Source organism: Bradyrhizobium niftali, from assembly GCF_004571025.1.
Taxonomy (GTDB): domain Bacteria; phylum Pseudomonadota; class Alphaproteobacteria; order Rhizobiales; family Xanthobacteraceae; genus Bradyrhizobium; species Bradyrhizobium niftali.
In genome coordinates, this window is the sequence record NZ_SPQT01000002.1 from 268,501 (window position 1) to 290,016 (window position 21,516).

Sequence of the window (21,516 nt, forward strand, 5' to 3'; positions counted from 1 at the left end):
TCTAGCGCAGGACGATCCAGGCCGGTGCGTGATCGCTCGCGCCGTCCTCGCCCCGAACCTTGTTGTCGACACCGGCCTTGGCCAGGCGTGAAACGAGGGCGGGGCTGAGCAGCAGATGATCGAGCCGCAGGCCCGCATCGCGCGGCCAGCGGTTCCGCTTGTAGTCCCAGAATGTGTAGATGCGCTTGTCCGGATGAAGCTCGCGGACCGCGTCGCACCAGCCTTGCGTGACCAGCGAGGCAAAGGCCGCGCGGCTCTTCGGCTGGATCAGCGCGTCCTTGTCCCAGGATCTCGTCGGATAAATGTCGATCGCGGTCGGCGCCACGTTGTAGTCGCCGGCGAGCACCACGGGCAGGTCCTGCTTGATGAAGGTCTTGGCGTGGCGCTTCAGGCGCGCGAACCAGTCGAGCTTGTAGTCGAATTTCGGCCCCGGCTGGGGATTGCCGTTGGGCAGGTAGATGCTGGTGACGATGATGCCGCGCACGGCGGCCTCGATGTAGCGCGCCTCGTGGTCGTCACGGTCGCCGGGCAGGCGGTCGCGGGTGAGAACGGGCTCGGCATTGCGGGCGAGGATGGCAACGCCGTTCCAGGTTTTTTGTCCACGCCATACTGCGCCATAGCCGGCCTTTTCGATAGCGCCCGCCGGAAATTCGCCATCACTTGCCTTCAATTCCTGGAGCGCGACGACATCGGGCTTCGCCGCGCGCATCCATGCCAGCAGATTGGGCAGGCGGCGGTTGATGTTGTTGATGTTGAACGTCGCGATCTTCATGTAGAGCTGCTGGCTCCTGCCTTCCGACACCGGAGATACAATGTCCAAGTTGAGCTTTGCTGCCATCGTCGTCGTTGCCGCGTTCTCCGGTGCGGCTTCGGCACAATCGGCCGATCCGCGCGGCGCGTGCAAGGCGGATTACGACAAATTCTGCGCCGGCCTCGCGCCGGGCGGCGGCATCGTCGCCTGCCTCAACGGCAAGCGTGACCAGCTCAGCGCGACCTGCAAGGCGGCGCTCGACAGCAGGAAGAAGAAGTAAGCGCCCACTCTCGTGTCCCGGACGCGCCGCAACGCGTGAGCGTTGCTGCGCAGAGCCGGGACCCAAAAGGCGACACGGCACAAAGCGGAGAGATGGGCCCCGGCTCTGCAGCGCACCGTTGAAGGAGCGCTGCGCTGCGTCCGGGGCACACGAGGGTTGTCGCTCAGCTCGGCAGCGGCGGCGGGCTCGCCGGCTGCTCGACCGGCGGCGGCGAGGGCGGTTGCTCGGCCGCCTGTGCGGAGGACGGCAGTGTCAGCGGCTCCTCCACGTTGCCGCCCTTGTAGACGCGGGCATAGCGGTGGCCGAGGCTGGTCAGCACCTCATAGCCGATCGTGCCGAAATGATGCGCGAGCTCGTCGACGGTGATGCCTTCGCCGATCAGCGTCACCATGTGGCCGCGCCGTGCCGCGTTCGGCGGCAGATCGGTGATGTCGATCGCGATCAGGTCCATGGAGACGCGGCCTGCGACCGGGCAGCGCTTGCCGGCAACGATCACCTCTGCGCCGCGCGTGCCGTCGTTTGAACTGGCGGCGCGGAAATAGCCGTCGGCATAGCCGACCGCGATGATCGCAAGCTTGGTCGGCCGGCGCGCGGTCCAGGTGCCGCCATAGCCGACGCTCTCGCCGCGCTCGATATTGCGGATCTGCACGATGCGCGCCTTGAGGTCGACCACCGGCTGCATCGGATTGTCGGCCTCCGGCGTCGGGTTGACGCCGTAGAGCGCGGCGCCCGGCCGCACCAGGTCGAACTGGAAGGGGGCGCCGAGGAAGATTCCGGACGAATTGGCGAGCGCCGCCGGTACGCCGGAGAATTCGCTGGCGATGCCGCGGAAGGAGGCGAGCTGTTTTGCATTGACCGGGCTGTTGAGCTGCTCGGCCGAGACCAGATGGCTCATCACCAGCGTGATGCCATGATCGCCGGCATTGATGCGGGGAATGATGGCCTGCGCTTCCGCAAGCGTCAGCCCCAGCCGGTTCATGCCGGTGTCAATATGAATAGCGGCGCCTCCGTTCCAGCCGGTGCGGCGGCAGAACACGTCCCATTCGGCGAGCTCGTTGAGATCGCCGATCACCGGACGGCAATTGATCTGGGCGTAGTGCTCGCCGGTGTTCTGGAAATAGCCGCCGAGCACGTAGATGGTCGGTTCCGGTACGGCGGCGCGCACCTTGCGCGCCTCCTCGATGGTGGCGACGAAGAAGGTCTTGCAGCCGGCCTTGTGGAGGGCACGCGCGACCTGCGCGGCGCCGCAGCCATAGGCATCGGCCTTGATCACGGCCGAGCATTCGGCCGGCACCGCCGTCTTCTCGAGCTTGCGCCAGTTGGCGATGATCGCGTCGAGGTCGACGGTGAGCACGCCGCCGAAGGCTGCGAGCGCGGCGGCCTCGTTGGCCTCCGCAGAGAGAAGGCCGGATTGCGGGATCATTTTCGGGTCGGACGCCATTGTCATGGCGCCGTTTTACGCAAGAGGCCGGTCTGGTTCAAGGAACTCAGTAGTCGTTGCCGCTGCGAGCTGGCAGCTGACTGTCAGGCGCGAGGTCACCGAACCGCGTGACCGAGGCTTCGAAGGCCAAGTCAACGGTGCCTGTCGGGCCGTGGCGCTGCTTGCCGATGATGACCTCGGCTTTTCCGTGCGCAAGACTCATGTCAAGCTGCCACTTCTCGTGCTCGGGCGTGCCTGGGCGGGGCTCCTTCATCGCGAGGTAATATTCCTCGCGGTAAACGAACAGGACGACGTCGGCGTCCTGCTCGATCGATCCGGATTCACGCAAGTCGGAGAGCTGCGGCCGTTTGTCGTCGCGCGATTCCACCTGGCGCGAGAGCTGCGAGAGCGCGATCACGGGAACGTTGAGCTCCTTCGCCAGTGCCTTCAGGCTAGTCGTGATCTCCGTGATTTCCTGCACGCGGCTGTCGCTGGCGCGCTTGCCCGAGCCCGACAGCAGCTGGATGTAGTCGATCACGAGGAGATCGAGGCCCTTCTGACGCTTCAGGCGGCGCGCGCGCGCCATCAGCTGAGCGATCGACAGGCCGCCGGTCGCGTCGACATAGAACGGCAGCGACTGTAGCTCGATCGAGACCTGCCGGATCTTCTCGAAATCGGCTTCCGTGATGCCGCCGCGGCGGATGTGGGAGGAGGGGATGCCGGTGCGCTCGGCCACGATACGGGTGGCGAGCTGGTCGGCCGACATTTCGCACGAGAAGAAGCCGATCACGCCGCCATTGGCGGCCTTCGTGGTGCCGTCGGCCTGGATCTCGGCGACATAGGCCTGCGCGACGTTGTAGGCGATGTTGGTGGCGAGCGACGTCTTGCCCATGCCGGGGCGTCCCGCGACGATGATGAGGTCGGAGTGCTGCAGGCCGCCCATCTTGGTGTCGAGGTCCCGCATACCCGTCGAGATGCCCGACAGCTTTCCATCGCGCTGAAACGCCTTCGCGGCAAGATCGACGGCAACCGTCAGCGCCTGCGAGAATTTCTGGAAGCCGCCGTCATAGCGGCCGGACTCGGCGAGTTCGTACAGCTTCCGCTCGGCGTCCTCGATCTGCGCGCGCGGCTGGAAATCGACCGGGGCGTCGTAGGCGACGTTGACCATGTCCTCGCCGATGCCGATCAGGTCGCGCCGCAGCGACAGGTCGTAGACGGTGCGGCCGTAATCCTGGGCGTTGATGATGGTGGTCGCTTCGGCAGCGAGGCGCGCCAGATATTGCCCGATGGTCATGCCGCCGACATCGGTATCGGCGGGCAGGAACGTTTTCAGCGTGACGGGCGTGGCGACCTTGCCCATCCGGATCAGGCTGCCGGCGGTGTCGAAGATGGTCTGATGCAGCGGCTCGAAGAAATGCTTCGCCTCCAGGAAGTCGGAGACGCGGTAGAAGGCATCGTTGTTGACCAGGATTGCGCCCAGAAGGCTCTGTTCCGCCTCGATATTATGCGGCGCGCTCCGATAGGTCGGAGTTCCTGCGTCAGGCGCGAGTTTGAGAACGTTCGAATCAGTCAGGGCCATGGTCGGACGTGCTTAGCAATTTTCTTGGGCGGATGCGGGGCCGGGATAAAGCGCCGCCTGCGCCCAAAGCGGAAGCAAAAGCTGACCGCTATCAACCGCTCAGTTAAAATGGTGGATGATTAGCGGCCGCAGCATGCACCGCGCTTGACGGATTTTTCCGGAACTCGCCCCGGCCCGGAAGCGGCCGCGACCGTGCCATGGAAATATCCTGAAACCGTGAACCTATTGGATTGGCGTGCAGACGTATGAAGAGCGCGCGAAATGCCGCGCGCTGGCCGCTTTCGGCTCGGGCTCAGACCAGCAGGAGGTAGACCAGCGCAACCAGGGCCGCCCCGACGCCGGTAGCGATCAGGGCGTAATCGGTGCGGAGGTCGTCCTGCACGTCGAATGAGGTTCGGGTCTCTTTGCTCATGGCGACGGTCTAGGCCAGGCCCGACCAGACTTATGTGAAGCAGATCACATCTCTCCGGATTCTTTCGGGGTAGCGCCGGAACGGGCGGGCAGACAGGGGATTGTCCCCGGTAACCCGCCATCAGGGAGACGAGGCAAGTGATGCGGCCAGAACGGCAGCACCAGATCTGGCGAAGCGAAGCGGGCAGCCGGCTTTGGCTGTCCGGGCTGATCGCGGCCATGCAGCACGCCGAGCGCCCCGAAGTGCGCCGCCAGCCGGTCGCGCCCGAGATCCTGGTGGAACTGCGGGCGCAGTTGGCGTTAACAGCTTCTTTCCGCTCGTCCCCGATTTCGACCCAGCGTCACTAGACTTCATTCACCAGCCAGCTTCAGCCTTGGCTTGGCGCCGCGTTCGATGGCCCGCAGGCGGGCTTCTTCGTGTCCGACGTAGTCACGGGTCATCGGCACCACACCCTGACGCTTGGTGAGCTGGATCTGGAAGTTCATCATGTGCTGCTTGCGGAACGTCATCTCGCTGGCCGCCAGATAAAATTCCCACATCAGGGCGAAGCGCTCGTCGTAAAGCTGCACGGCCTCCTCGCGTCGCGCCATGAAGCGCTCCCGCCAGGCCTTCAGCGTCTCGGCGTAATGCAGCCGCAGGATCTCGATGTCGCAGACCAGGAGGCCCGCGCGCTCGATCGCCGGCAGCACCTCGGACAGAGCGGGGATGTATCCGCCCGGGAAGATGTATTTGGCGATCCAGGGATTGGTGGAATCCGGGCCCTGCGAACGGCCGATCGAGTGCAGCAGCATGACACCGTCCTCGCCCAGGAGTTCGGCGCAGCGCTGGAAGTAAGCGTCGTAGAACCTGACCCCGACATGCTCCAGCATGCCGACCGAGACAATGCGATCGAACGGTCCGTCAATGTCGCGATAGTCCTGGAGCAGGAATTTGGCCGATCCGGTCAGGCCCTTTTCGGCCGCGCGCGTATTGGCGATCTGCAACTGCTCCGTCGACAGCGTGATGCCGGTGACGTCGGCGTCTGCGATCTCGGCGAGATAGAGCCCGAGCCCGCCCCAGCCCGAGCCGATGTCGAGCACGCGCTGGCCAGCCGTGACGCGCAGCTTTGCGGCGATGTGCCGCTTCTTGGCAAGCTGCGCATCGTCGAGCGTGCTGTCCGGCGCCTCGAAATAGGCGCAGCTATATTGCTTGTCGGCGTCGAGGAAGAGCGAATAGAGCCGGGCGTCGAGATCGTAGTGATGCGCGACATTGCGACGCGCGCGCGAGCGCGGATTGAACTGCTTCAGGTGCCGCGTCAGATAGCGCAGGTGCCACCAGGGCTTTGCCCACTGCGGCAATAGGTCGGGTTGATCGAGCAGGATCGCGAGGGCATCAGCTATGGTGCCGCGCTCGACGACGAACTCGCCGTCCATATAGGCCTCGCCAAGCCCGAGCTCGGGATTGATGAGGATCTTTCGTTCTGCGTCCGCAGTGACGAAACGGACTGCGATCGGCTCGCCCGAGCCGTCGCCGACGGTGAACTTCACCCCCTTCGCCGTGGTCACCGTCATCGACCCGCGGCGAATGAATTGAGACAGGAATTGACGCAACAAACGGTCCATCGACACCTTCCTCTCGAGCGAACCCGAAAAGATGCGACCAACCCGGCTTTCACATCAGACGCTCAGGTCCCGCTCCGGTTCCTATGCGTTTGCATCCAAATCTAGGGAGGGTCGTCCCCTCCCGCTATTGCGCTGTATTCAAAGCCGATATTCCAAAAGCGCTTAATCACATCCTTGCGCGCGGGGCCTGCTTCCATTCGCGGCTCAATCGGCTAAAAGGTGACCGCCGCCGCGCCGGATGCCGGTTGCATCGCGGAAATTCAATGGAGATGATGGGAATGTCGAGCCGAGCGCTCAGCCTCGCGACGGTAGTGCTTCTGATCGGCTTCGGCGCGACCGATGCCGTTCTTGCGCAGGCAACGAACCTCGAGGCCGGCAAGGCCCCATCCCAGCTCTTCGCGCAGACCTGCAATGCCTGCCACAAGAGCCCGAGGGGACTGCTGAAGACCGTCGCGCCGGGCTCGCTGCCGGGTTTCCTGCGTCAGCACTACACCACCAGCTCCGACATGGCCGGCGTGCTGGCTTCCTACCTTGTTTCGAACGGCGCCACCGATACGCGCTACCAGGCCAAGGATGGTGGCAAGGACGGCAAGGACAAGAAGGACGGCGCCAAGGACAAGGAAGCGAGCACCAATCCTGCGCAGTCGCCCGAGCATCAGGGCCGTCGCCAGCGCTCCCAGGAGGCCGCCAAGCCGGAAGGTGAGGCTGCCGCTCCCGCGACCGAGGGCGCGCGCCAGAAGCGCGCCGCGCGGCCTGCCGAGGAGGGCGGTCTAAAGCCCGAGGGCCAGGCAGCGCCTGAGGGGAGCAAAGCCAAGCGTCGCGGCAAGCCCGGGACCGAGGAAGCGCCGAAGGTCGACGCCGCCGCGCCGGCCACTGAAGAGAAGAAGAGCGAGCCGAAGGTCGAGTCCAAGCCCGAGAGCGCCAAGGTCGAACCCGGTCGTGACGAGTCCAAGCCAGAGAAGGCGACTGAGAAACCCGTCGAGCCGAAGCCGGAGAGCGCCAAGGTCGAGCCGCGCAGCAGCGACGCTCCGGCGCTGCGGCCCGATCCGGTGCCGCAGGTGACGCCGGCCCCGCCGGCGGCCGCCACGAAGGCGGCTGAGCCGGCGCCGCCCAAGGCGGCCGAGCCGGCCCCGCCCAAGGCGGCGGAAGAGGCGGCTCCCAAGCCTGCCGCGCCGGCCGCAAGCTCCGAACCGGCGGCCAAGCCGCAGGAGCCGGCGCCGCCCGCGACCGCGGCGGCCCCGCCGCCGGCGGAGTCATCAGGACCGCCGGCGCCGCCGATTTCGCGCTAAGCCAACCCGCATTGTCAGATCGCGTTGCAAGGGCCGCGTTCATCGCGGCCTTCGTATCGTCTTGACCGCGATTAGAGCGGCGCTCTAGAGTAATGCTCTAGGAGGCGTCGATGTCGGCAAGCATGCGTGACGACCTGTTGGCGGCGGGCCTGTTCGTGTTCGACCGCGTCGGCTTCGAAGCTGCGACGGTGGCTGCGATCCGCGCCAAAGCGCACGCCTCCAACGGCAGCTTCTTTCATGTCTTCGGGTCGAAGAAGGAACTGGCCGGCGCGTTGTTTCTGGAGGTGCTGCGGGATTATCACGCCGCAGTGCTGGCCGCGCTCGTTCCCGTGCCTGACGCCGAACAGGGCATCGATCGCCTGATCCGAGGGCATCTCGACTGGGTCGTCTCGAGCCGGCGCGAGGCCCGCTATCTCTTCGAGATCTCGCGCAGCGAATGGGGCGAGGACGTCCGCGACGCCCAGCGCGCACAGAATGCGCGCCTTGCCGAAGGCATCGAACGCTGGCGCGCGCCGCTGGTGGCCGGCGGCGAGCTCCTGCCGATGACGCCGGTGACGTTCATCAGCCAGCTCATCGGGCCGGCGCAGATCTTCTGCCGCGCGTTCCTGTCGGGGCGCGATCGTGCCGATCCGCGAAGCGAGGCCGACACGCTGGTCGCCTGCGCCATCCGCGCGCTGCGGCCGCCCGATCGCATCAACAAACAATAAGGAGAGATGTCATGCGAGCCGAAGCAGATCCGGAATTTGCGGCCGTAGCCGAGCGCATCCACGCCAATGTCGGCCGCCAGGGCTTCATGAACCTCGTTGGCGCCGAGCTCTCGGAATTGGCGCGCGGCACCTGCACCATCGCGGTGGAGCGCCGGCCGGAGCTGCTTCAGCAGCACGGCTTTTTCCACGGCGGCGTCACCGCCTTTCTGGTCGACAACGCCACGACGATCGCGGCCGCCACCTCGCGCGGCCAGCCGGCGCTGACGGCGGAATACAAGCTCAATTTGTTGTCGCCCGCTGTCGGCGAGAAGCTGATCTGCCGGGCAAGAGTGATCAAGCCGGGGCGCCAGGTCTCCGTGGTCGCAGCCGACGTGTTCTGTGTCAGCGACGGTGTCGAGAAGCATACCGCAACCGCGCTCGCCTCGATCGCGATGCTGAGCGAGGACGTCGCCGCCAAAACGAAAAGCCCGGCCGCTTGAAGCGACCGGGCTGATCCACTCTCCGTCGTCATTCCGGGGCTCGCGAAGCGAGAACCCTGGTGCGCAATTGCGCACCTGAGAATCTCGAGATTCCGGGTTCGATCCTTCGCATCGCCCCGGAATAACGAACTGACGTATTTACTTCTCGGTCTCTTCCGCGGCCGGGGCCGGCTCGGCGTCGTCGTGCTGGGCTTCCGGATCGAAGAACTCGCCGGCGGCGGCGATCGCCTCGGCGGCCGCATCGCGGTCCTCGTTGCGGGTCGAGATGTCCTCGCCGCGGTTGATGCGCTCGGCCTCGTCCTGGCTGCGCGCAACCGTGACGGTGATCTCGACTTCGACCTCGGGGTGCACGGCGACGGTGATGGTGTGCTTGCCGATGGTCTTGATCGGTGCGTCGAGCTGGATCTGCGGGCGAGCGAGCGAGATGCCGTCGGCTTCGAACGCGACGACGATGTCACGCACGTTGACCGAGCCGAACAGCTGGCCGGCTTCGGAGGCCTGGCGGATCACGATGATGTTCTTGCCCTGGATCTTCTCGGCGACCTTGGACGCCTCGGCCTTGGACGCGAGGTTGCGGGCCTCGAGGTCGGCCTTCATGCCGTCGTACTTGGCGCGGTTGTCGGCGGTGGCGCGCAGCGCCTTGCCGCGCTTGAGCAGGAAATTGCGGGCATAGCCGTCGCGAACCTTCACGACTTCGCCCATCTGGCCGAGCTTGTTCACGCGTTCCAGCAAAATGACTTCCATATTCGTTCTCCTTTGAAGTGCTCTGTGAGTTCGGGGTTTCAGGGTTGGACTTAAGGGGTCGGCAGCGGCGGCGGCTGGCGGCTGCGCAGGAAGCGCTCGCGGAAGCCGAACACGGCATCCGCAAGGCCCAGGATCACCATCGCGATGACAGGCCATCCGAACACGACGACGACGGCGTAGGTCGAGCCGAGCCAGAACGTGCGGCTCTTCAGCGCGAGCGTCAGCGTGTGCAGCACGGCAAAGCCGGTCAGCGCATAGCTCATCATCAGCGCCGCCGTGGTGATCTGCGCGATGATTGCGAGCAGCCCGCCGGTGAAGCAGAAGGCGAGCGCGATGCAGAGCGCCACGAGCGTCATCGGCGGCAGCTCGGCCGTCATCAGATCCGGCCAGGGGCGGCGCAGCCGGCCCGACGTCGCCGTCACCTTGGCGCTGAGCCAGAGGTTGAGGGTCAGCGTCATCATTGCGACGATGGTGGCGGCGGCTGGCGCGATGCGCACCAGTGCGTCGACGAACTGGTCGGCTTCGCCGGAGGCTTGCGGATCCGTGGCGCGGAGGATGCGCATCAAGCCGCGCCGCAGCGTGCCCAGGATGGTGTCGGCGTCGGTGCCGAGCGTGAGCAGGGCGGCGATCGTGGTCAGTGTGGCGAAGCCCGCGATCCACAGCAGGATGCGGCCGACCGGATACCACTCGAGCTCGGGCTCGGCCGGCGGCTCGGTGGCGGCGTCCGGCGTGACGTGTCCCACCTGTCGGCTGAGCAGCACGAGATGGCCGAGCCACCAGGCCGGCAGCGCGACGGTGACGGCGAACGCGATGCAGTAGGGCAGGCCGAACAGGGCGCCGAGGCCGATCGCAGCGGCGATGCCGCCAAGGCTCGCGCAAAGCGGTCCCCAGCCGATCGCGGCGACCATCAGCGGCAGCGGTGCCAGATAGAACAGGACGAGCGAGATCAGCGCGCCCGAAACGATCGAGGCGAACATCAGGGCCGACGCAGCGCCGGCGATCAGGGCTATCAGTCCAAAGGCCATCATCAGCTGTCCCGCTCCCTTCGAGCGGTTAGAGGCATCTCGCCCCAACCATCGGCGACCGGACGACCCGGAAGCCTTATGAGTTAAGATAAGTCGCGGCCGGCGGCGATGTCGCCGCCGGCCGAATTCGTCTTAGCGAATGACGTAGGGCAGCAGGCCCAGGAAGCGCGCGCGCTTGATGGCGCGGGCGAGCTCACGCTGCTTCTTCGCGGACACCGCGGTGATGCGGCTCGGCACGATCTTGCCGCGCTCGGAGACGTAACGCATCAGCAGCTTGGAGTCCTTGTAGTCGATCTTCGGAGCATTGGCGCCCGTGAACGGGCAGCTCTTGCGACGACGGAAAAACGGACGGCGTGCACCAGCTTCAGCCATTGATCTTACTCCCCATCCGTCGTGGTTTCGGCTTCTTCGCGCGGACGGCGCGGACCGCGATCACCGCGGAAGCCACCACCGTCGCGATCGCCGCCACGGAAACCTCCCTCGCGGTCGCCACGGAAGCCGCCTTCGCGCTCGCCGCGGAAGCCGCCGCCACGGTCATCACGCTCGCGGTCACGGTCGGCCTTGCGCATCATCGCGGACGGGCCTTCCTCGAGCTCCTCGACGCGGACGCTGAGATAGCGGATCACGTCTTCGCTGATGCGCTCCTGGCGCTCGATCTCGGCGATCGCCGCGGACGGCGCGTCGATGTTGAGCAGCACGAAGTGCGCCTTGCGGTTCTTGTTCATGCGGTAGGTGAGGGAGCGAACGCCCCAGTTCTCGGTCTTGGTGATCTTGCCGCCGAGACCCTCGACGATACCGGTCATCTGCGCAGTCAGCTCTTCGACCTGCTGCGGGCTCGCGTCTTGGCGCGCGAGAAAAACATGCTCGTAAAGAGGCATGGAAGTCCTTTCCTCATGTTGGCGCATCGCCCGGCGTCAAGCCCTTAAGAGACCTTCGGAAAGGACTCTGGGATTAAGCTCAGAAGGCGGAAACACGGGACGACGGGCCGACTGGCCCTGCCACACCAAAATCACGAATGATTTGTTGAGACCGTCCGTTCAGCTCCCGGCCGGGGTCTGCGGATGCGCGCCTTATACGGATTTTGACCGGCTTTGCAAGGTTGGAGGGCCAGGTCTCGGCCCTTGGCGCCCGCGCGGGGGACGGGGCGAACCCCTCAGCTTGATTTATTTGTTTGTATGGCATACAAATAAATCAACGGGAGGATCCAATGGCAGACAAATCTGCCCACGCCCCATCCGAGACGGCGGCCGGCGACCCCCGGCATGCGGCGCGCGCCACACGCTCGGCCGGCCGCAAAATGCGCTCGCTGCTGCTGGACGCGGCCAGCCCGCTGTTCCGGGAGCGGGGGCTGTCGGGCGCCTCGATCACCGACATCGCGGCCGCCGCGGACGCATTTCCGAGCCAGATCACCTATTATTTCCGCACCAAGGAGGCGCTGTTCGTCGAATGCGCCTGCCGCGAGCTGCTGTATCTGGCCCGCGCGACCGAGCAGGCTGCGCTGAGGGCGCGCACGCCGCGGGACTACACCCACGCGCTGGCCGAGACGGTGACGGCAAGCGATTCGGTCGCCTTCTTCGCCGAGGCGTTGACGCTGACGCGGCGTCGCCAGGATCTCGCGCCGCTGGTCGAGCGCACCATCGAGCGTCTGCACGCCGAGGGCGCGCGTGCCTATGCGAGCCAGGTCGCGCGCCATGGCTGGCGTTCCCTGCGCGCGCCCGACGAGAGCTCGCGGCGGTTCTGGGCCGTCGCCATCGGCGTCATCCTCGAAGGCTACGCCATGGGCCGCTCGCCGGATGAACTCTGCGCCGAGATGCTGCGCGTGCTTGGCGAGCAGGCGAAATCCGCCGGCGAGGCCGCGCGCCTGCGCCTCGTCGACGACCGCGACGCATCGACCACTTCGGATGAGGAGAGCTAGGCCATGACCGCGCTTCGCATGCGTGCCCGCGATTTCCTGACCGAGGACCAGCTCGTCGACGTGCGCCAGCGCGTAACCTGGAAGGGTGTCGCACTGATCGCCCATGCCTGGGCGCTGATCATTGGCGCGATCGCGCTGGTCGCGTGGTGGCCCAATCCGCTCACCTATGTCTTCGCCGTCGCCATTATCGGCTCGCGCCAACTGGGCCTGTCGATCCTCATGCACGACGGCGCGCATGGTTGTCTCTCCGCCGACGAGAACACCAATTTGACGCTGAGCCAGTGGTTCTGCGCTTATCCGGTTTTTGCGGAGACGCGCGCCTATCGCCGCTATCACTTGCAGCACCACGCGCGGACCCAGCAGGAGGACGATCCCGATCTCGTGCTGTCGGCGCCATTTCCGATCACGCAGCTGAGCTATCGCCGCAAGTTCATTCGCGACATCACCGGGCAGACCGGCTACCAGCAGCGCAAGGCGCAACTGCTCAACGCCCTCGGTCCGCAGGACTGGCCGTGGCGGCAGCGCGCTGCGCATTTCTGGGAGAAGCTCGGCCCGCAATGCCTCGTCAATGCCGCGATGTTCGCAGCGCTTGCGGCGGCCGGCCTGTGGTGGGCCTATCCGCTGCTATGGCTGGTGCCGCTGCTGACCTGGATGATGGTCATCACTCGCATCCGCAACATCGCCGAGCATGCCGTCGTCCCCGACAGCAGCGATCCGCTGCGCAACACCCGCACCACGCATGCCAATTTTCTCGAGCGCCTGTTCATCGCGCCGTATTACGTGAACTATCACCTCGAGCATCACCTCCTGTTCTACGTGCCCTGCTACAATCTGCCGAAGGTCCATCGCCTGCTCAGCGAGAGCCGGCATGCCTGCCGCATGGAAGTGCAGCCGAACTACGCCGCCGTGCTGCGGCTCGCCACCGCCAGGCCGAACCGTGACGACCGGCCGGGGCAATTGGCCAGCAGCGCGCGCCGCGCGCGGGCTGGCGCCGAGGTCGGCGCAGATCAGAAGGCGGGCGGGTTTTAAGGGGCGCATCCCCAGTTGGAGGCCGGTCGAGGATCCCATCTTGGCTTGACATTGCAGGCCCGGACGGTGTCTACGGCCCCCTTTGACGCACGATCCGGAACCATGGCCCAAGGCCGCGCGTAATCGGCTGCCGGTTCTCGCAGGGATCGTGCTCGACAAGCAGGGAGCGCCGATGACGGCAGCATTCACATTTCCGGGGCAGGGGTCCCAGGCGGTTGGCATGGGCAAGGCCCTGGCCGACGCCTTCCCGGTGGCGCGCGCCGTATTCGACGAGGTCGATGCAGCGCTTGGGGAGAAGCTGACGGCCATCATCTGGGATGGCCCGGCCGAAACCCTCCAGCTCACCGAAAACGCCCAGCCGGCGCTTATGGCGGTTTCTGTTGCCACCCTGCGGGTGCTCGAGGCTGAAGCCGGTTTTTCCGTGGGGCGGGATGCGGCCTTTGTCGCCGGCCACTCGCTTGGCGAATATTCGGCGCTGGCCGCGGCCGGCAGCCTGACGGTTTCCGACACCGCGCGGCTGCTTCGCACCCGCGGTCTCGCAATGCAAAAAGCCGTGCCGGTCGGCGCCGGTGCGATGGCCGCGCTGCTCGGTCTCGATTACGAGGCCGCCATGGAGGTGGCCAATGAGGCGGCGCAGGGGCAGGTCTGCCAGGCCGCCAACGACAATGGCGGCGGGCAGGTGGTTGTCTCCGGCGACAAGGCGGCGGTCGATCGCGCCGTCGAGATCGCCAAGACCAAGGGCGCCAAGCGCGCGATGCTGCTGCCGGTGTCCGCACCCTTCCATTGCAAGCTGATGCAGCCGGCTGCCGACGCCATGGCGGAGGCGCTGGCCAAGGTCACGATCAAGGCCCCGGCCGCTCCGCTGGTGTCGAACGTGCTGGCGAGCGCCATCACCGATCCCGACGAGATCCGCCGCCGCCTTGTCGAACAAGTCACCGGAACGGTGCGCTGGCGCGAGTCGGTTGCCTATATGGCAGGGCAGGGCGTGACCCGTTTCTTCGAGATCGGCGCCGGCAAGGTGCTGACGGGTCTCGTCAAGCGTATCGCCGACGGCGCCGTCGGCGTCGCCGTGGGCGGGCCGAACGACATTGCGGCGGCCAAGGATGCACTGGCCGCTTCGAAGCAGGCCTGAAGCGCGATGATTCGTCATCGCGCCTTCGTTCTTTAGTTTGCGCACGATCTTTCCGGAAAACCGCTGCGCACTTTTCCGGATCGTGCTTTGAAGGAGTTATCGATGTTCGATCTGACTGGCAAAAAGGCGCTCGTCACCGGCGCGACCGGCGGCATCGGCGGCGCAATCGCGCAGGCGCTGCACGCGCAGGGCGCCACGGTCGCGATATCAGGGACGCGGAAGGAAGTGCTGGATGAGCTTGCCGGCAAGCTCGGCGAGCGCACCTTCGTGCTGCCCTGCAATCTCTCCAAGGCCGACGAGGTCGAGGCGCTGGTGCCCGCCGCGGAAGCCGCGATGGGCCAGGTCGACATCCTCGTCGCCAATGCCGGCATCACCCGCGACAATCTCTTCGTGCAGCTTCGCGACGAGGATTGGGAGGAGGTTATCAACGTCAATTTGACCGCGACCTTCCGCCTGGCGCGCGCCGCCACCAAATTGATGATGCGCAAGCGCTTCGGCCGCATCATCGCCATCACCTCGGTGGTCGGCGTCACCGGCAATCCCGGGCAGGGCAACTACACCGCGTCGAAGGCAGGCTTGATCGGCATGATCAAGACGCTGGGTGCCGAATACGCCAAGCGCGGCGTCACCGCCAACTGCATCGCGCCCGGCTTCATCAAGACGCCGATGACGGACGCGCTCAATGACAAGCAGCGCGAGACGATTCTGACCAAGGTTCCGGCAGCCCGGCTAGGGACGCCCGAGGACATTGCGGCCGCGGCCGTCTATCTGAGCTCAAACGAAGCGGCCTACGTCACCGGGCAAACCATCCATGTCAACGGCGGCATGGCCATGATCTGAAGCCCTCGTTCCGTACCGCCCACATGGCGGTGCGGGATGCGGCAAACGGGCGTTTCCGGTGCGAAATGAGGCTTGTAGTCAAGGCAGTTGAAGTATGGTAACCGGACCTTCAACGGATGGGCAAAGAACGCCATTGCAGGTTTTTGAAACCCTGTATATTGGCGATGCGGAGCCTTGGCCGTCGTTCGCCGGGCCCTGCATCGGTTAGGATGGGGCCAAATCAAAGTTCGTAAGCGAAGGCAGTCAACGACCACGACGGCTCGTATCGTCCCGGGGGGTCGGGTCTACAGGGAACAACACGAGGTTATGCAATGAGTGACATTGGCGAGCGGGTTAAGAAGATCGTGGTCGAACACCTTGGTGTTGAACCCGAGAAGGTTGTCGACGCCGCGAGCTTCATCGACGACCTCGGCGCCGACAGTCTGGACACCGTCGAGCTGGTGATGGCGTTCGAAGAAGAATTCGGTTGCGAGATTCCGGACGACGCCGCGGAAACGATTCTCACCGTCGGCGACGCCACGAAGTTTCTCGAGAAGAACGCGAAGAGCTAACGCTCTTCTTTTTCGCGGGGATAACATTGAAACCGGACGGGCCGCTTCGCAGCGGTCAGCCGGTTTCTTGTTATTGGCCGTGAATCTTTCGATGCGGAGTTTTCGGATATGAGGCGGGTTGTCGTCACGGGTCTCGGCATGGTCTCGCCACTTGGCTGTGGCGTCGAGCCGACCTGGAAACGCATCCTCAACGGCGAAAGTGGTGCGCGCAGGATCGAGAGCTTCGATGTCTCCGATCTTCAGACCAAGATCGCCTGCACGGTGGTGCGCGGCGACGGGTCGAACGACACCTTCAATCCCGACAAGTGGATGGAGCCGAAGGACCAGCGCAAGGTCGACGACTTCATCATCTTCGGCATGGCCGCGGCCGGCCAGGCGCTCGACGATGCCAACTGGCATCCCGAAACCGAAGAGGACAAGTGCGCGACCGGCACCATGATCGGTTCCGGCATCGGCGGCCTCAACGGCATCGCGGAAACCGCCATCCTGCTGAAGGAGCGCGGTCCGCGCCGGGTGTCGCCGTTCTTCATTCCGGGCCGCCTGATCAATCTCGCCTCGGGCTATGTCTCGATCGCGCACGGGCTGAAGGGGCCGAACCATTCGGTGGTCACGGCCTGCTCGACCGGGGCACATGCGGTCGGCGATGCCGCCCGCCTGATCGCGCTGGGCGATGCCGACGTCATGGTCGCCGGCGGCGCCGAGTCGCCGATCAGCCGTATCGGCATTGCCGGCTTCAACGCCGCGCGCGCGCTCTCGACCGGCTTCAACGAGACACCCGAGAAGGCCTCGCGTCCCTACGACAAGGATCGCGACGGCTTCGTGATGGGCGAGGGCGCCGGCGTCCTCGTCCTGGAAGAGCTCGAGCATGCCCGGCGCCGCGGCGCCAGGATCTATGCCGAAGTGATCGGCTATGGCCTGTCGGGCGATGCCTATCACATCACCTCGCCGTCGCCCGATGGCGATGGCGGCTTCCGCAGCATGGCGGCAGCGCTGAAGCGCGCCGGCCTCACGGCGTCCGATCTCGACTACATCAACGCGCACGGCACCTCGACGCCGCTCGGTGACGAGATCGAGCTCGGTGCGGTCGAGCGTCTGCTCGGCAATGCCGCCTCCAAGGTCGCGATGTCCTCGACCAAATCGTCGACCGGCCATCTGCTCGGCGCGGCCGGTGCGATCGAGGCGATCTTCGCCATTCTCGCGATTCGCGATAATGTCGTGCCGCCGACCATCAACCTCGACAATCCGTCGGTCGAAACTGCGATCGATCTCGTGCCGCACGCGGCGAAGAAGCGAGAGGTCAACGTAGCGTTGTCGAATTCTTTTGGTTTTGGCGGTACCAACGCGTCGGTGATCGTCCGCCGTTTGGTCAATTAGTTTGCGTTTGAAGCGAATCCACCGTTTTGCCGTATTCGGCGATAGTCATGGTAGTGGGCGCGTGCATTTGGCAGGGCAAACGATTGTCAGGCCGCGGTTGAACCGGCAGGATTCAGGTTGCTTCGATGAGTGAAAGGCCGCCCATTTCGCCCCGGAGTCCGCGGGCAGCGCTCGAGCCCGAGCAGGTCCCGCCGCCGCCGAAGCGATCGGACCGCGCGCGCAATCCCTTTGTGATCGTCGGCAACGCCATCATCACGCTCCTCCTGATCTCCATGATCGGTGCGGGCGCCGTGTATTACTACGGCCGGCAGGTGCTCGAAACGGCGGGTCCGCTCAAGGAAGACAAGATCGTCAACATCCCGCAGCGCGCCGGCAAGCGCGACATCGCCGAGACGCTGAACCGGGAAGGCGTGACCGACGTCAATCCCTGGGTGTTCATTGCAAGTGTGGCCGCGCTGAAGGCGAGTTCGGACCTCAAGCCCGGCGAGTATTCGTTCCAGAAGAACGCGTCCTTGCGCGACGTCATCGCCACCATCGTCGAGGGCAAGGTGGTGCAGCATGCGGTCACGATTCCCGAAGGCCTGACCTCCGAGCAGATCGTGGCGCGGCTCTCCGACAACGATATCTTCACCGGCAGCGTGCGCGAGCTGCCGCGCGAGGGCACGCTCTTGCCCGAGACTTACAAGTTCCCGCGCGGCACCACGCGCGAGCAGGTGGTCCAGCGCATGCAGCAGGCGCACAAGCGCGTGCTGGCCGAGATCTGGGAGCGTCGCAACCAGGACGTTCCGGTCAAGACTCCGGAGCAATTGGTGACGCTGGCCTCGATCGTCGAGAAGGAGACCGGCAAGCCGGACGAGCGCAGCCGCGTCGCCGCCGTGTTCACCAACCGGTTGAAGCAGAGGATCAAGCTGCAGTCTGATCCGACCATCATCTACGGTCTCGTCGGCGGCAAGGGGACGCTGGGCCGCCCGATCAAGCGCAGCGAGATCACACAGCCCTCGCCCTACAACACCTATGTGATCGAGGGCCTGCCGCCGGGCCCGATCGCCAACCCCGGCCGCGCCTCGCTGGAAGCCGCCGCCAATCCGGCCCGCACCCGCGACCTGTTCTTCGTCGCCGACGGCACCGGCGGGCATGCCTTTACCGAGACCTACGACGCGCACCAGAAGAACGTCGCCAAGCTGCGCGCGATGGAGAAGCAGATCCAGAACGACACGGTCGAGCCGGCCGAGGATGCGCAGCCGCCGGCAGCCGCTGCGCCCGGCGCTGCCGACACGCCAACGGCGACGACACCGGCACGGCCGAACCAGCAGAAGAAGCCGCCGGCTGCTCCTCGCCCCGCCAATCCCGCTCCTGCCCGGCAGGGCGCGGTGCAGCCCTCGCCGCCGGTGGTCCCGCGCTAGGCCGCGCGCAGACCTGCCTACGGGACTTTGCGGATTCCACTTTCCGGCAAAATAGTCTTAAGATTCGCGTGCCTTGATGGCCTCGCGAATCCTGTGTTTCTGGAGAATTTGACCTGATGGCGCTGTCGTCCATGACCGGCTTTGCCCGAAGCCACGGCGCTAGCGGGCCGTACACGTTCGAATGGGAATTGAAGTCGGTCAACGCCAAGGGCTTTGACCTCAGGGTGCGGCTGCCGCAGGGGTTCGACGAGCTCGAGGCCCATGCCAAGAAGCGCGCGGGCGAGCTTTTGTCGCGCGGCACCGTCTACGCCAATCTCACCGTCAAGCGCACCAATGCCGCCGCCACGGTCCGCGTCAACGAGGACGTGCTCAACGCCGTCCTCAGGGCCGCCGCGGTGATCGCCGGCAAGGTTGATGCGGTGGCGCCGAGCGTCGACGGCCTGTTGGCGATCAAGGGCGTCGTCGAGGTCGCCGAGCCCGAGGGCGACGAGGAGGAGGACAAGGCGGCGCGCACTGCTGTGGCCGAAGCCTTCGACAAGGCGCTTGCCGATCTGGTCGAGATGCGCAAGCGCGAGGGCACTTCGCTCGGGCAGATCCTGACCCAGCGGGTGGACGAGGTCGAGCAACTGGCGAAGAAGGCCGAGGCCGCGCCCGGCCGCAAGCCGGAGGCAATCAAGGCCAGGCTCGCCGAGCAGATCGCTGCGCTGCTGGACACCTCCGACCGTTTCGATTCCGACCGCCTGATGCAGGAGGCGATCCTGATCGCGACCAGAGCCGACATCCGCGAGGAGCTCGACCGCATCGCCTCGCATGTCGCGCAGGCGCGCGAGCTGATCGGCAAGGGCGGCCCGATCGGGCGCAAGCTCGACTTCCTGGCGCAGGAGTTTCACCGCGAGGTCAACACCTGCTGCTCGAAGTCGAACGACATCGAGCTCACCAATACGGGGCTCGCCATGAAGAACGTGGTCGAGCAATTTCGCGAGCAGGTCCAGAATCTGGAGTGATCGATGACGACGGACGGTCACGGAACTGACGGTGTCGAGCGACGCGGATTGATGTTCGTGCTGTCCTCGCCGTCGGGCGCAGGCAAAACGACGCTGTCGCGCTTGTTGATCGAGCGCATGCCGGGCCTGCGAATGTCGGTCTCGGCGACCACGCGGCCGATGCGGCCCGGCGAGGTCGACGGCCGCGACTATCTGTTCGTCGACAAGCCCCGCTTCGAGGCGATGGTGAAGGACGACGAGCTGCTGGAATGGGCGACCGTGTTCGACAACCGCTACGGCACGCCGCGCGCGCCGGTCGAGGCGGCGCTATCGGCCGGGCAGGACGTGCTGTTCGACATCGACTGGCAGGGCACGCAGCAGCTGCGCGAGAAGGCGCGCGCCGACGTCGTCAGCGTGTTCATCCTGCCGCCGTCGGCTGGCGATCTCGAGAAGCGGCTGCATTCGCGCGCGCAGGATTCCGACGAGGTGATCCGCAAGCGCATGAGCCGTGCCAGCCACGAGATGAGCCACTGGGCCGAGTACGACTACATCGTCATCAACCACGACGTCGACGAGGCCTTCGCCGAGGTGCAGTCGATCCTGAAGGCCGAGCGCCTCAAGCGCGAGCGGCGGATTGGCCTCGTTGGTTTCGTGCGAGGTTTGCAAGGCCAGCTCCAAGGTTAGAGCCAGGGCCAGGCTGCTTCAGCCGCGGCCCTTCCTGCAGCAGCCGTTCCAGCATCGTGGTGATGATGTCGATGTTGACCGCATCCTCATCGCGACCAGCCGGCCCTTCATTGCTGTCGGCCTGGTCCGCTGCGAGCCGGGGTGCACGGGCCTCGATCTCGAATTCCCCGTCGAATACCGCGATCTCGGGCTCGTCGGATTTCGCGGCTTCGGCGACGCCAGCTGGTTCAGTTGGTTCGTGAGCCGGCTCGTGCGCTTCGATCATATCGATGTTGCGGTCGATTGCGGCGAGCTGGGCCGCCTGGGGGCGTGCGGCGTCGAAATCGATCGGACGCGGCGGCTGCGCGCGCGGCGTGACGGCCGGCTTCGCTTTGAGCCACGGCGCGCGGCCCTCGTCCCGGTTCTGCGGCTCCCGATCGTCCCAATTGACGCGGCGGTGGTCGTTCGCCTGGACGCGGACGCGCGCGCGCGCCCCGGCGAAGCGGTAGACGACGCTGGCGAGGATGCCGGCAATCGCCAAGGCGCCGCCGATCACGAGCAGGAGCGTCTGGAGCGAGCCGGTTGGCTTGTCGGCGGGAAGTTCGGCCGCGGCGAGTGCCATCGGGGCGGGGCCCTTTGCCGGCTTCGTGTTCGGCTGCGTCGCGGGGGCGGGCGCCGGCTGCAGCGCGGGCGCAACGGATGTCGTGGAGGCATCGGGCCAGCGCGCGGCGACGGCGGGCTGTTGCGCGTTGTTGTCGGTGATGGCGCCCGGCGGCTGTTGCGTGACCGGCGGTGCACTCGTTGCGGCCGGCGCAGGCGCGGTCATGTTCGGCGAGCCCGGTGCGGCACCGATCTGCGGTGCAATATATTCCGCGCGCGCGTTCTGCACCGATGGCGTTGCTGCTGAATCCGCATCTGGTGTGTCGGCCGTCGCCTGCGCGCTCTGCGTCGCCTTGCTGCCTTCGGCGCGCAGGTACCAGCATTGCCGCTTGGTCGCGCGATCGAGGCGATAGTGCCAGTGCTGTCCCTGCGGCGCGGTGCTCTTCGGCGAGGCGAGGCAGTCGGCGGCCGCATTGGCCGTGTTCGATGCGCTCGGCGCGTTCTGCGACACGGCAGCCAGTGGCGCGCCGGCAATGATGCTGCCGACAAGCGCGGATATGAACTTTGCGGTGCGGTTGCCCATCCTGGTCTCCCGGTTACGCGACGCAACTCTTAACCATTCCTTTCTCTTCAAAGAGTTGGGTGGCAATGAGCCGCAAATCCGGAGAGGATGAGGCTTAAATCGGGCCTGCGCGGCGGTCGTTCCGCCGCGAAATCGGGCATTTTGCCGGCGCTATTG

General features: G+C 65.8%; 23 protein-coding genes. 14 read left to right on the forward strand and 9 right to left on the reverse strand.

From position 1 onward, the window contains the following. Window position 1: 1 nt before the first annotated feature. Window positions 2-772 (reverse strand): exodeoxyribonuclease III, encoded by a 771-nt coding sequence (locus tag E4K65_RS06420; protein ID WP_025576277.1) that lies wholly within the window; start codon window positions 770-772, stop codon window positions 2-4. 40 nt (window positions 773-812) lie between these two features. Here E4K65_RS06420 and E4K65_RS06425 point away from each other — a divergent pair, with 40 nt between their 5' ends. Then, complete coding sequence (locus tag E4K65_RS06425) at window positions 813-1,031, forward strand: hypothetical protein (protein WP_025576279.1); 219 nt, start codon at window positions 813-815, stop codon at window positions 1,029-1,031. 163 nt (window positions 1,032-1,194) lie between these two features. On the opposite strand, the gene alr is transcribed toward E4K65_RS06425, so the two are convergent. Both alr and E4K65_RS06440 read right to left on the reverse strand, forming a co-directional pair. Next, complete coding sequence (alr, locus tag E4K65_RS06435; protein WP_025576281.1) at window positions 1,195-2,472, reverse strand: alanine racemase; 1,278 nt, start codon at window positions 2,470-2,472, stop codon at window positions 1,195-1,197. A 46-nt stretch (window positions 2,473-2,518) separates the two neighbouring features. Next, the gene (locus E4K65_RS06440; RefSeq protein ID WP_135173439.1) at window positions 2,519-4,030 is read right to left on the reverse strand and encodes a replicative DNA helicase; all 1,512 of its coding nucleotides are present in this window, start codon (window positions 4,028-4,030) and stop codon (window positions 2,519-2,521) included. A gap of 552 nt (window positions 4,031-4,582) precedes the next feature. Between E4K65_RS06440 and E4K65_RS06445 the strand changes: the two genes are divergently transcribed. Next, entirely contained in the window at window positions 4,583-4,789 is a 207-nt protein-coding gene (locus E4K65_RS06445; protein WP_025576287.1) for a hypothetical protein, read from the forward strand. 3 nt (window positions 4,790-4,792) lie between these two features. On the opposite strand, the gene E4K65_RS06450 is transcribed toward E4K65_RS06445, so the two are convergent. Next, window positions 4,793-6,043: a cyclopropane fatty acid synthase gene (locus tag E4K65_RS06450; RefSeq protein ID WP_167770575.1), complete on the reverse strand. Its 1,251-nt coding sequence runs from the start codon at window positions 6,041-6,043 to the stop codon at window positions 4,793-4,795. Window positions 6,044-6,321: 278 nt separating this feature from the next. On the opposite strand from E4K65_RS06450, the gene E4K65_RS06455 reads away from it, so the two are divergent. From E4K65_RS06455 to E4K65_RS06465, 3 genes are all read left to right on the forward strand, one after another. Next, window positions 6,322-7,332, forward strand: coding sequence for a hypothetical protein (locus E4K65_RS06455; RefSeq protein WP_167770576.1), 1,011 nt, complete (start codon window positions 6,322-6,324; stop codon window positions 7,330-7,332). A gap of 110 nt (window positions 7,333-7,442) precedes the next feature. After that, on the forward strand, window positions 7,443-8,039 hold the full coding sequence (locus tag E4K65_RS06460) for a TetR/AcrR family transcriptional regulator (RefSeq protein WP_135173441.1): 597 nt from the start codon (window positions 7,443-7,445) through the stop codon (window positions 8,037-8,039). A gap of 11 nt (window positions 8,040-8,050) precedes the next feature. Next, complete coding sequence (locus E4K65_RS06465; RefSeq protein ID WP_135173442.1) at window positions 8,051-8,518, forward strand: PaaI family thioesterase; 468 nt, start codon at window positions 8,051-8,053, stop codon at window positions 8,516-8,518. Between the two features lie 138 nt (window positions 8,519-8,656). Here E4K65_RS06465 and rplI read toward each other — a convergent pair whose 3' ends face one another. The 4 genes from rplI to rpsF all read right to left on the reverse strand — a co-directional run bounded on the left by rplI (window position 8,657) and on the right by rpsF (window position 11,165). Then, window positions 8,657-9,262, reverse strand: coding sequence for a 50S ribosomal protein L9 (gene rplI / locus E4K65_RS06470; protein WP_135173443.1), 606 nt, complete (start codon window positions 9,260-9,262; stop codon window positions 8,657-8,659). A gap of 50 nt (window positions 9,263-9,312) precedes the next feature. Continuing rightward, window positions 9,313-10,290 (reverse strand): DUF2232 domain-containing protein, encoded by a 978-nt coding sequence (locus tag E4K65_RS06475; protein WP_027542990.1) that lies wholly within the window; start codon window positions 10,288-10,290, stop codon window positions 9,313-9,315. A 129-nt stretch (window positions 10,291-10,419) separates the two neighbouring features. Further along, window positions 10,420-10,659 (reverse strand): 30S ribosomal protein S18, encoded by a 240-nt coding sequence (rpsR, locus tag E4K65_RS06480; protein ID WP_007592020.1) that lies wholly within the window; start codon window positions 10,657-10,659, stop codon window positions 10,420-10,422. A 5-nt stretch (window positions 10,660-10,664) separates the two neighbouring features. Continuing rightward, window positions 10,665-11,165, reverse strand: a complete 501-nt coding sequence (gene rpsF / locus E4K65_RS06485; RefSeq protein ID WP_027542989.1) for a 30S ribosomal protein S6 — start codon at window positions 11,163-11,165, stop codon at window positions 10,665-10,667. Window positions 11,166-11,494: 329 nt separating this feature from the next. On the opposite strand from rpsF, the gene E4K65_RS06490 reads away from it, so the two are divergent. The 9 genes from E4K65_RS06490 to gmk all read left to right on the forward strand — a co-directional run bounded on the left by E4K65_RS06490 (window position 11,495) and on the right by gmk (window position 20,198). Continuing rightward, entirely contained in the window at window positions 11,495-12,202 is a 708-nt protein-coding gene (locus E4K65_RS06490) for a TetR/AcrR family transcriptional regulator C-terminal domain-containing protein (protein WP_135173444.1), read from the forward strand. A gap of 3 nt (window positions 12,203-12,205) precedes the next feature. Then, window positions 12,206-13,231, forward strand: a complete 1,026-nt coding sequence (locus E4K65_RS06495; protein WP_135173445.1) for a fatty acid desaturase family protein — start codon at window positions 12,206-12,208, stop codon at window positions 13,229-13,231. A 172-nt stretch (window positions 13,232-13,403) separates the two neighbouring features. After that, window positions 13,404-14,363: an ACP S-malonyltransferase gene (fabD, locus tag E4K65_RS06500; protein WP_135173446.1), complete on the forward strand. Its 960-nt coding sequence runs from the start codon at window positions 13,404-13,406 to the stop codon at window positions 14,361-14,363. A gap of 102 nt (window positions 14,364-14,465) precedes the next feature. Further along, a complete protein-coding gene (gene fabG / locus E4K65_RS06505) occupies window positions 14,466-15,203 on the forward strand; it encodes a 3-oxoacyl-[acyl-carrier-protein] reductase (RefSeq protein ID WP_027542985.1) in 738 nt (245 codons plus the stop codon). A 311-nt stretch (window positions 15,204-15,514) separates the two neighbouring features. Then, the gene (locus E4K65_RS06510; RefSeq protein WP_008130699.1) at window positions 15,515-15,754 is read left to right on the forward strand and encodes an acyl carrier protein; all 240 of its coding nucleotides are present in this window, start codon (window positions 15,515-15,517) and stop codon (window positions 15,752-15,754) included. A 108-nt stretch (window positions 15,755-15,862) separates the two neighbouring features. Further along, window positions 15,863-17,128: a beta-ketoacyl-ACP synthase II gene (fabF, locus tag E4K65_RS06515; protein ID WP_092182835.1), complete on the forward strand. Its 1,266-nt coding sequence runs from the start codon at window positions 15,863-15,865 to the stop codon at window positions 17,126-17,128. A gap of 125 nt (window positions 17,129-17,253) precedes the next feature. Continuing rightward, window positions 17,254-18,531 carry an endolytic transglycosylase MltG gene (mltG, locus tag E4K65_RS06520; protein WP_135173447.1) on the forward strand — a complete coding sequence of 426 codons (1,278 nt, stop codon included), beginning with the start codon at window positions 17,254-17,256 and terminating at the stop codon, window positions 18,529-18,531. Between the two features lie 116 nt (window positions 18,532-18,647). After that, a complete protein-coding gene (locus tag E4K65_RS06525; protein WP_135173448.1) occupies window positions 18,648-19,535 on the forward strand; it encodes a YicC/YloC family endoribonuclease in 888 nt (295 codons plus the stop codon). 3 nt (window positions 19,536-19,538) lie between these two features. Next, window positions 19,539-20,198 (forward strand): guanylate kinase, encoded by a 660-nt coding sequence (gene gmk / locus E4K65_RS06530; RefSeq protein WP_027542981.1) that lies wholly within the window; start codon window positions 19,539-19,541, stop codon window positions 20,196-20,198. Here gmk and E4K65_RS06535 read toward each other — a convergent pair. Then, complete coding sequence (locus E4K65_RS06535) at window positions 20,131-21,360, reverse strand: hypothetical protein (RefSeq protein ID WP_135173449.1); 1,230 nt, start codon at window positions 21,358-21,360, stop codon at window positions 20,131-20,133. The two genes, gmk and E4K65_RS06535, sit on opposite strands and share 68 nt — an antisense overlap. Window positions 21,361-21,516: the final 156 nt, after the last annotated feature.

Coding starts and splice junctions, on each gene's coding strand:
- E4K65_RS06495 (WP_135173445.1), top strand. CDS start 12,206: ATGACCGCGCTTCGCATGCGTGCCCGCGATTTCCTGACCGAGGACCAG.
- E4K65_RS06440 (WP_135173439.1), bottom strand. CDS start 4,030: ATGGCCCTGACTGATTCGAACGTTCTCAAACTCGCGCCTGACGCAGGA.
- E4K65_RS06490 (WP_135173444.1), top strand. CDS start 11,495: ATGGCAGACAAATCTGCCCACGCCCCATCCGAGACGGCGGCCGGCGAC.
- fabG (WP_027542985.1), top strand. CDS start 14,466: ATGTTCGATCTGACTGGCAAAAAGGCGCTCGTCACCGGCGCGACCGGC.
- E4K65_RS06475 (WP_027542990.1), bottom strand. CDS start 10,290: ATGATGGCCTTTGGACTGATAGCCCTGATCGCCGGCGCTGCGTCGGCC.
- E4K65_RS06460 (WP_135173441.1), top strand. CDS start 7,443: ATGTCGGCAAGCATGCGTGACGACCTGTTGGCGGCGGGCCTGTTCGTG.
- E4K65_RS06455 (WP_167770576.1), top strand. CDS start 6,322: ATGTCGAGCCGAGCGCTCAGCCTCGCGACGGTAGTGCTTCTGATCGGC.
- mltG (WP_135173447.1), top strand. CDS start 17,254: ATGAGTGAAAGGCCGCCCATTTCGCCCCGGAGTCCGCGGGCAGCGCTC.
- E4K65_RS06535 (WP_135173449.1), bottom strand. CDS start 21,360: ATGGGCAACCGCACCGCAAAGTTCATATCCGCGCTTGTCGGCAGCATC.
- rplI (WP_135173443.1), bottom strand. CDS start 9,262: ATGGAAGTCATTTTGCTGGAACGCGTGAACAAGCTCGGCCAGATGGGC.
- E4K65_RS06510 (WP_008130699.1), top strand. CDS start 15,515: ATGAGTGACATTGGCGAGCGGGTTAAGAAGATCGTGGTCGAACACCTT.
- E4K65_RS06420 (WP_025576277.1), bottom strand. CDS start 772: ATGAAGATCGCGACGTTCAACATCAACAACATCAACCGCCGCCTGCCC.
- fabF (WP_092182835.1), top strand. CDS start 15,863: ATGAGGCGGGTTGTCGTCACGGGTCTCGGCATGGTCTCGCCACTTGGC.
- rpsR (WP_007592020.1), bottom strand. CDS start 10,659: ATGGCTGAAGCTGGTGCACGCCGTCCGTTTTTCCGTCGTCGCAAGAGC.
- E4K65_RS06425 (WP_025576279.1), top strand. CDS start 813: ATGTCCAAGTTGAGCTTTGCTGCCATCGTCGTCGTTGCCGCGTTCTCC.
- E4K65_RS06525 (WP_135173448.1), top strand. CDS start 18,648: ATGGCGCTGTCGTCCATGACCGGCTTTGCCCGAAGCCACGGCGCTAGC.
- rpsF (WP_027542989.1), bottom strand. CDS start 11,165: ATGCCTCTTTACGAGCATGTTTTTCTCGCGCGCCAAGACGCGAGCCCG.
- fabD (WP_135173446.1), top strand. CDS start 13,404: ATGACGGCAGCATTCACATTTCCGGGGCAGGGGTCCCAGGCGGTTGGC.
- E4K65_RS06450 (WP_167770575.1), bottom strand. CDS start 6,043: ATGGACCGTTTGTTGCGTCAATTCCTGTCTCAATTCATTCGCCGCGGG.
- E4K65_RS06445 (WP_025576287.1), top strand. CDS start 4,583: ATGCGGCCAGAACGGCAGCACCAGATCTGGCGAAGCGAAGCGGGCAGC.
- gmk (WP_027542981.1), top strand. CDS start 19,539: ATGACGACGGACGGTCACGGAACTGACGGTGTCGAGCGACGCGGATTG.
- alr (WP_025576281.1), bottom strand. CDS start 2,472: ATGGCGTCCGACCCGAAAATGATCCCGCAATCCGGCCTTCTCTCTGCG.
- E4K65_RS06465 (WP_135173442.1), top strand. CDS start 8,051: ATGCGAGCCGAAGCAGATCCGGAATTTGCGGCCGTAGCCGAGCGCATC.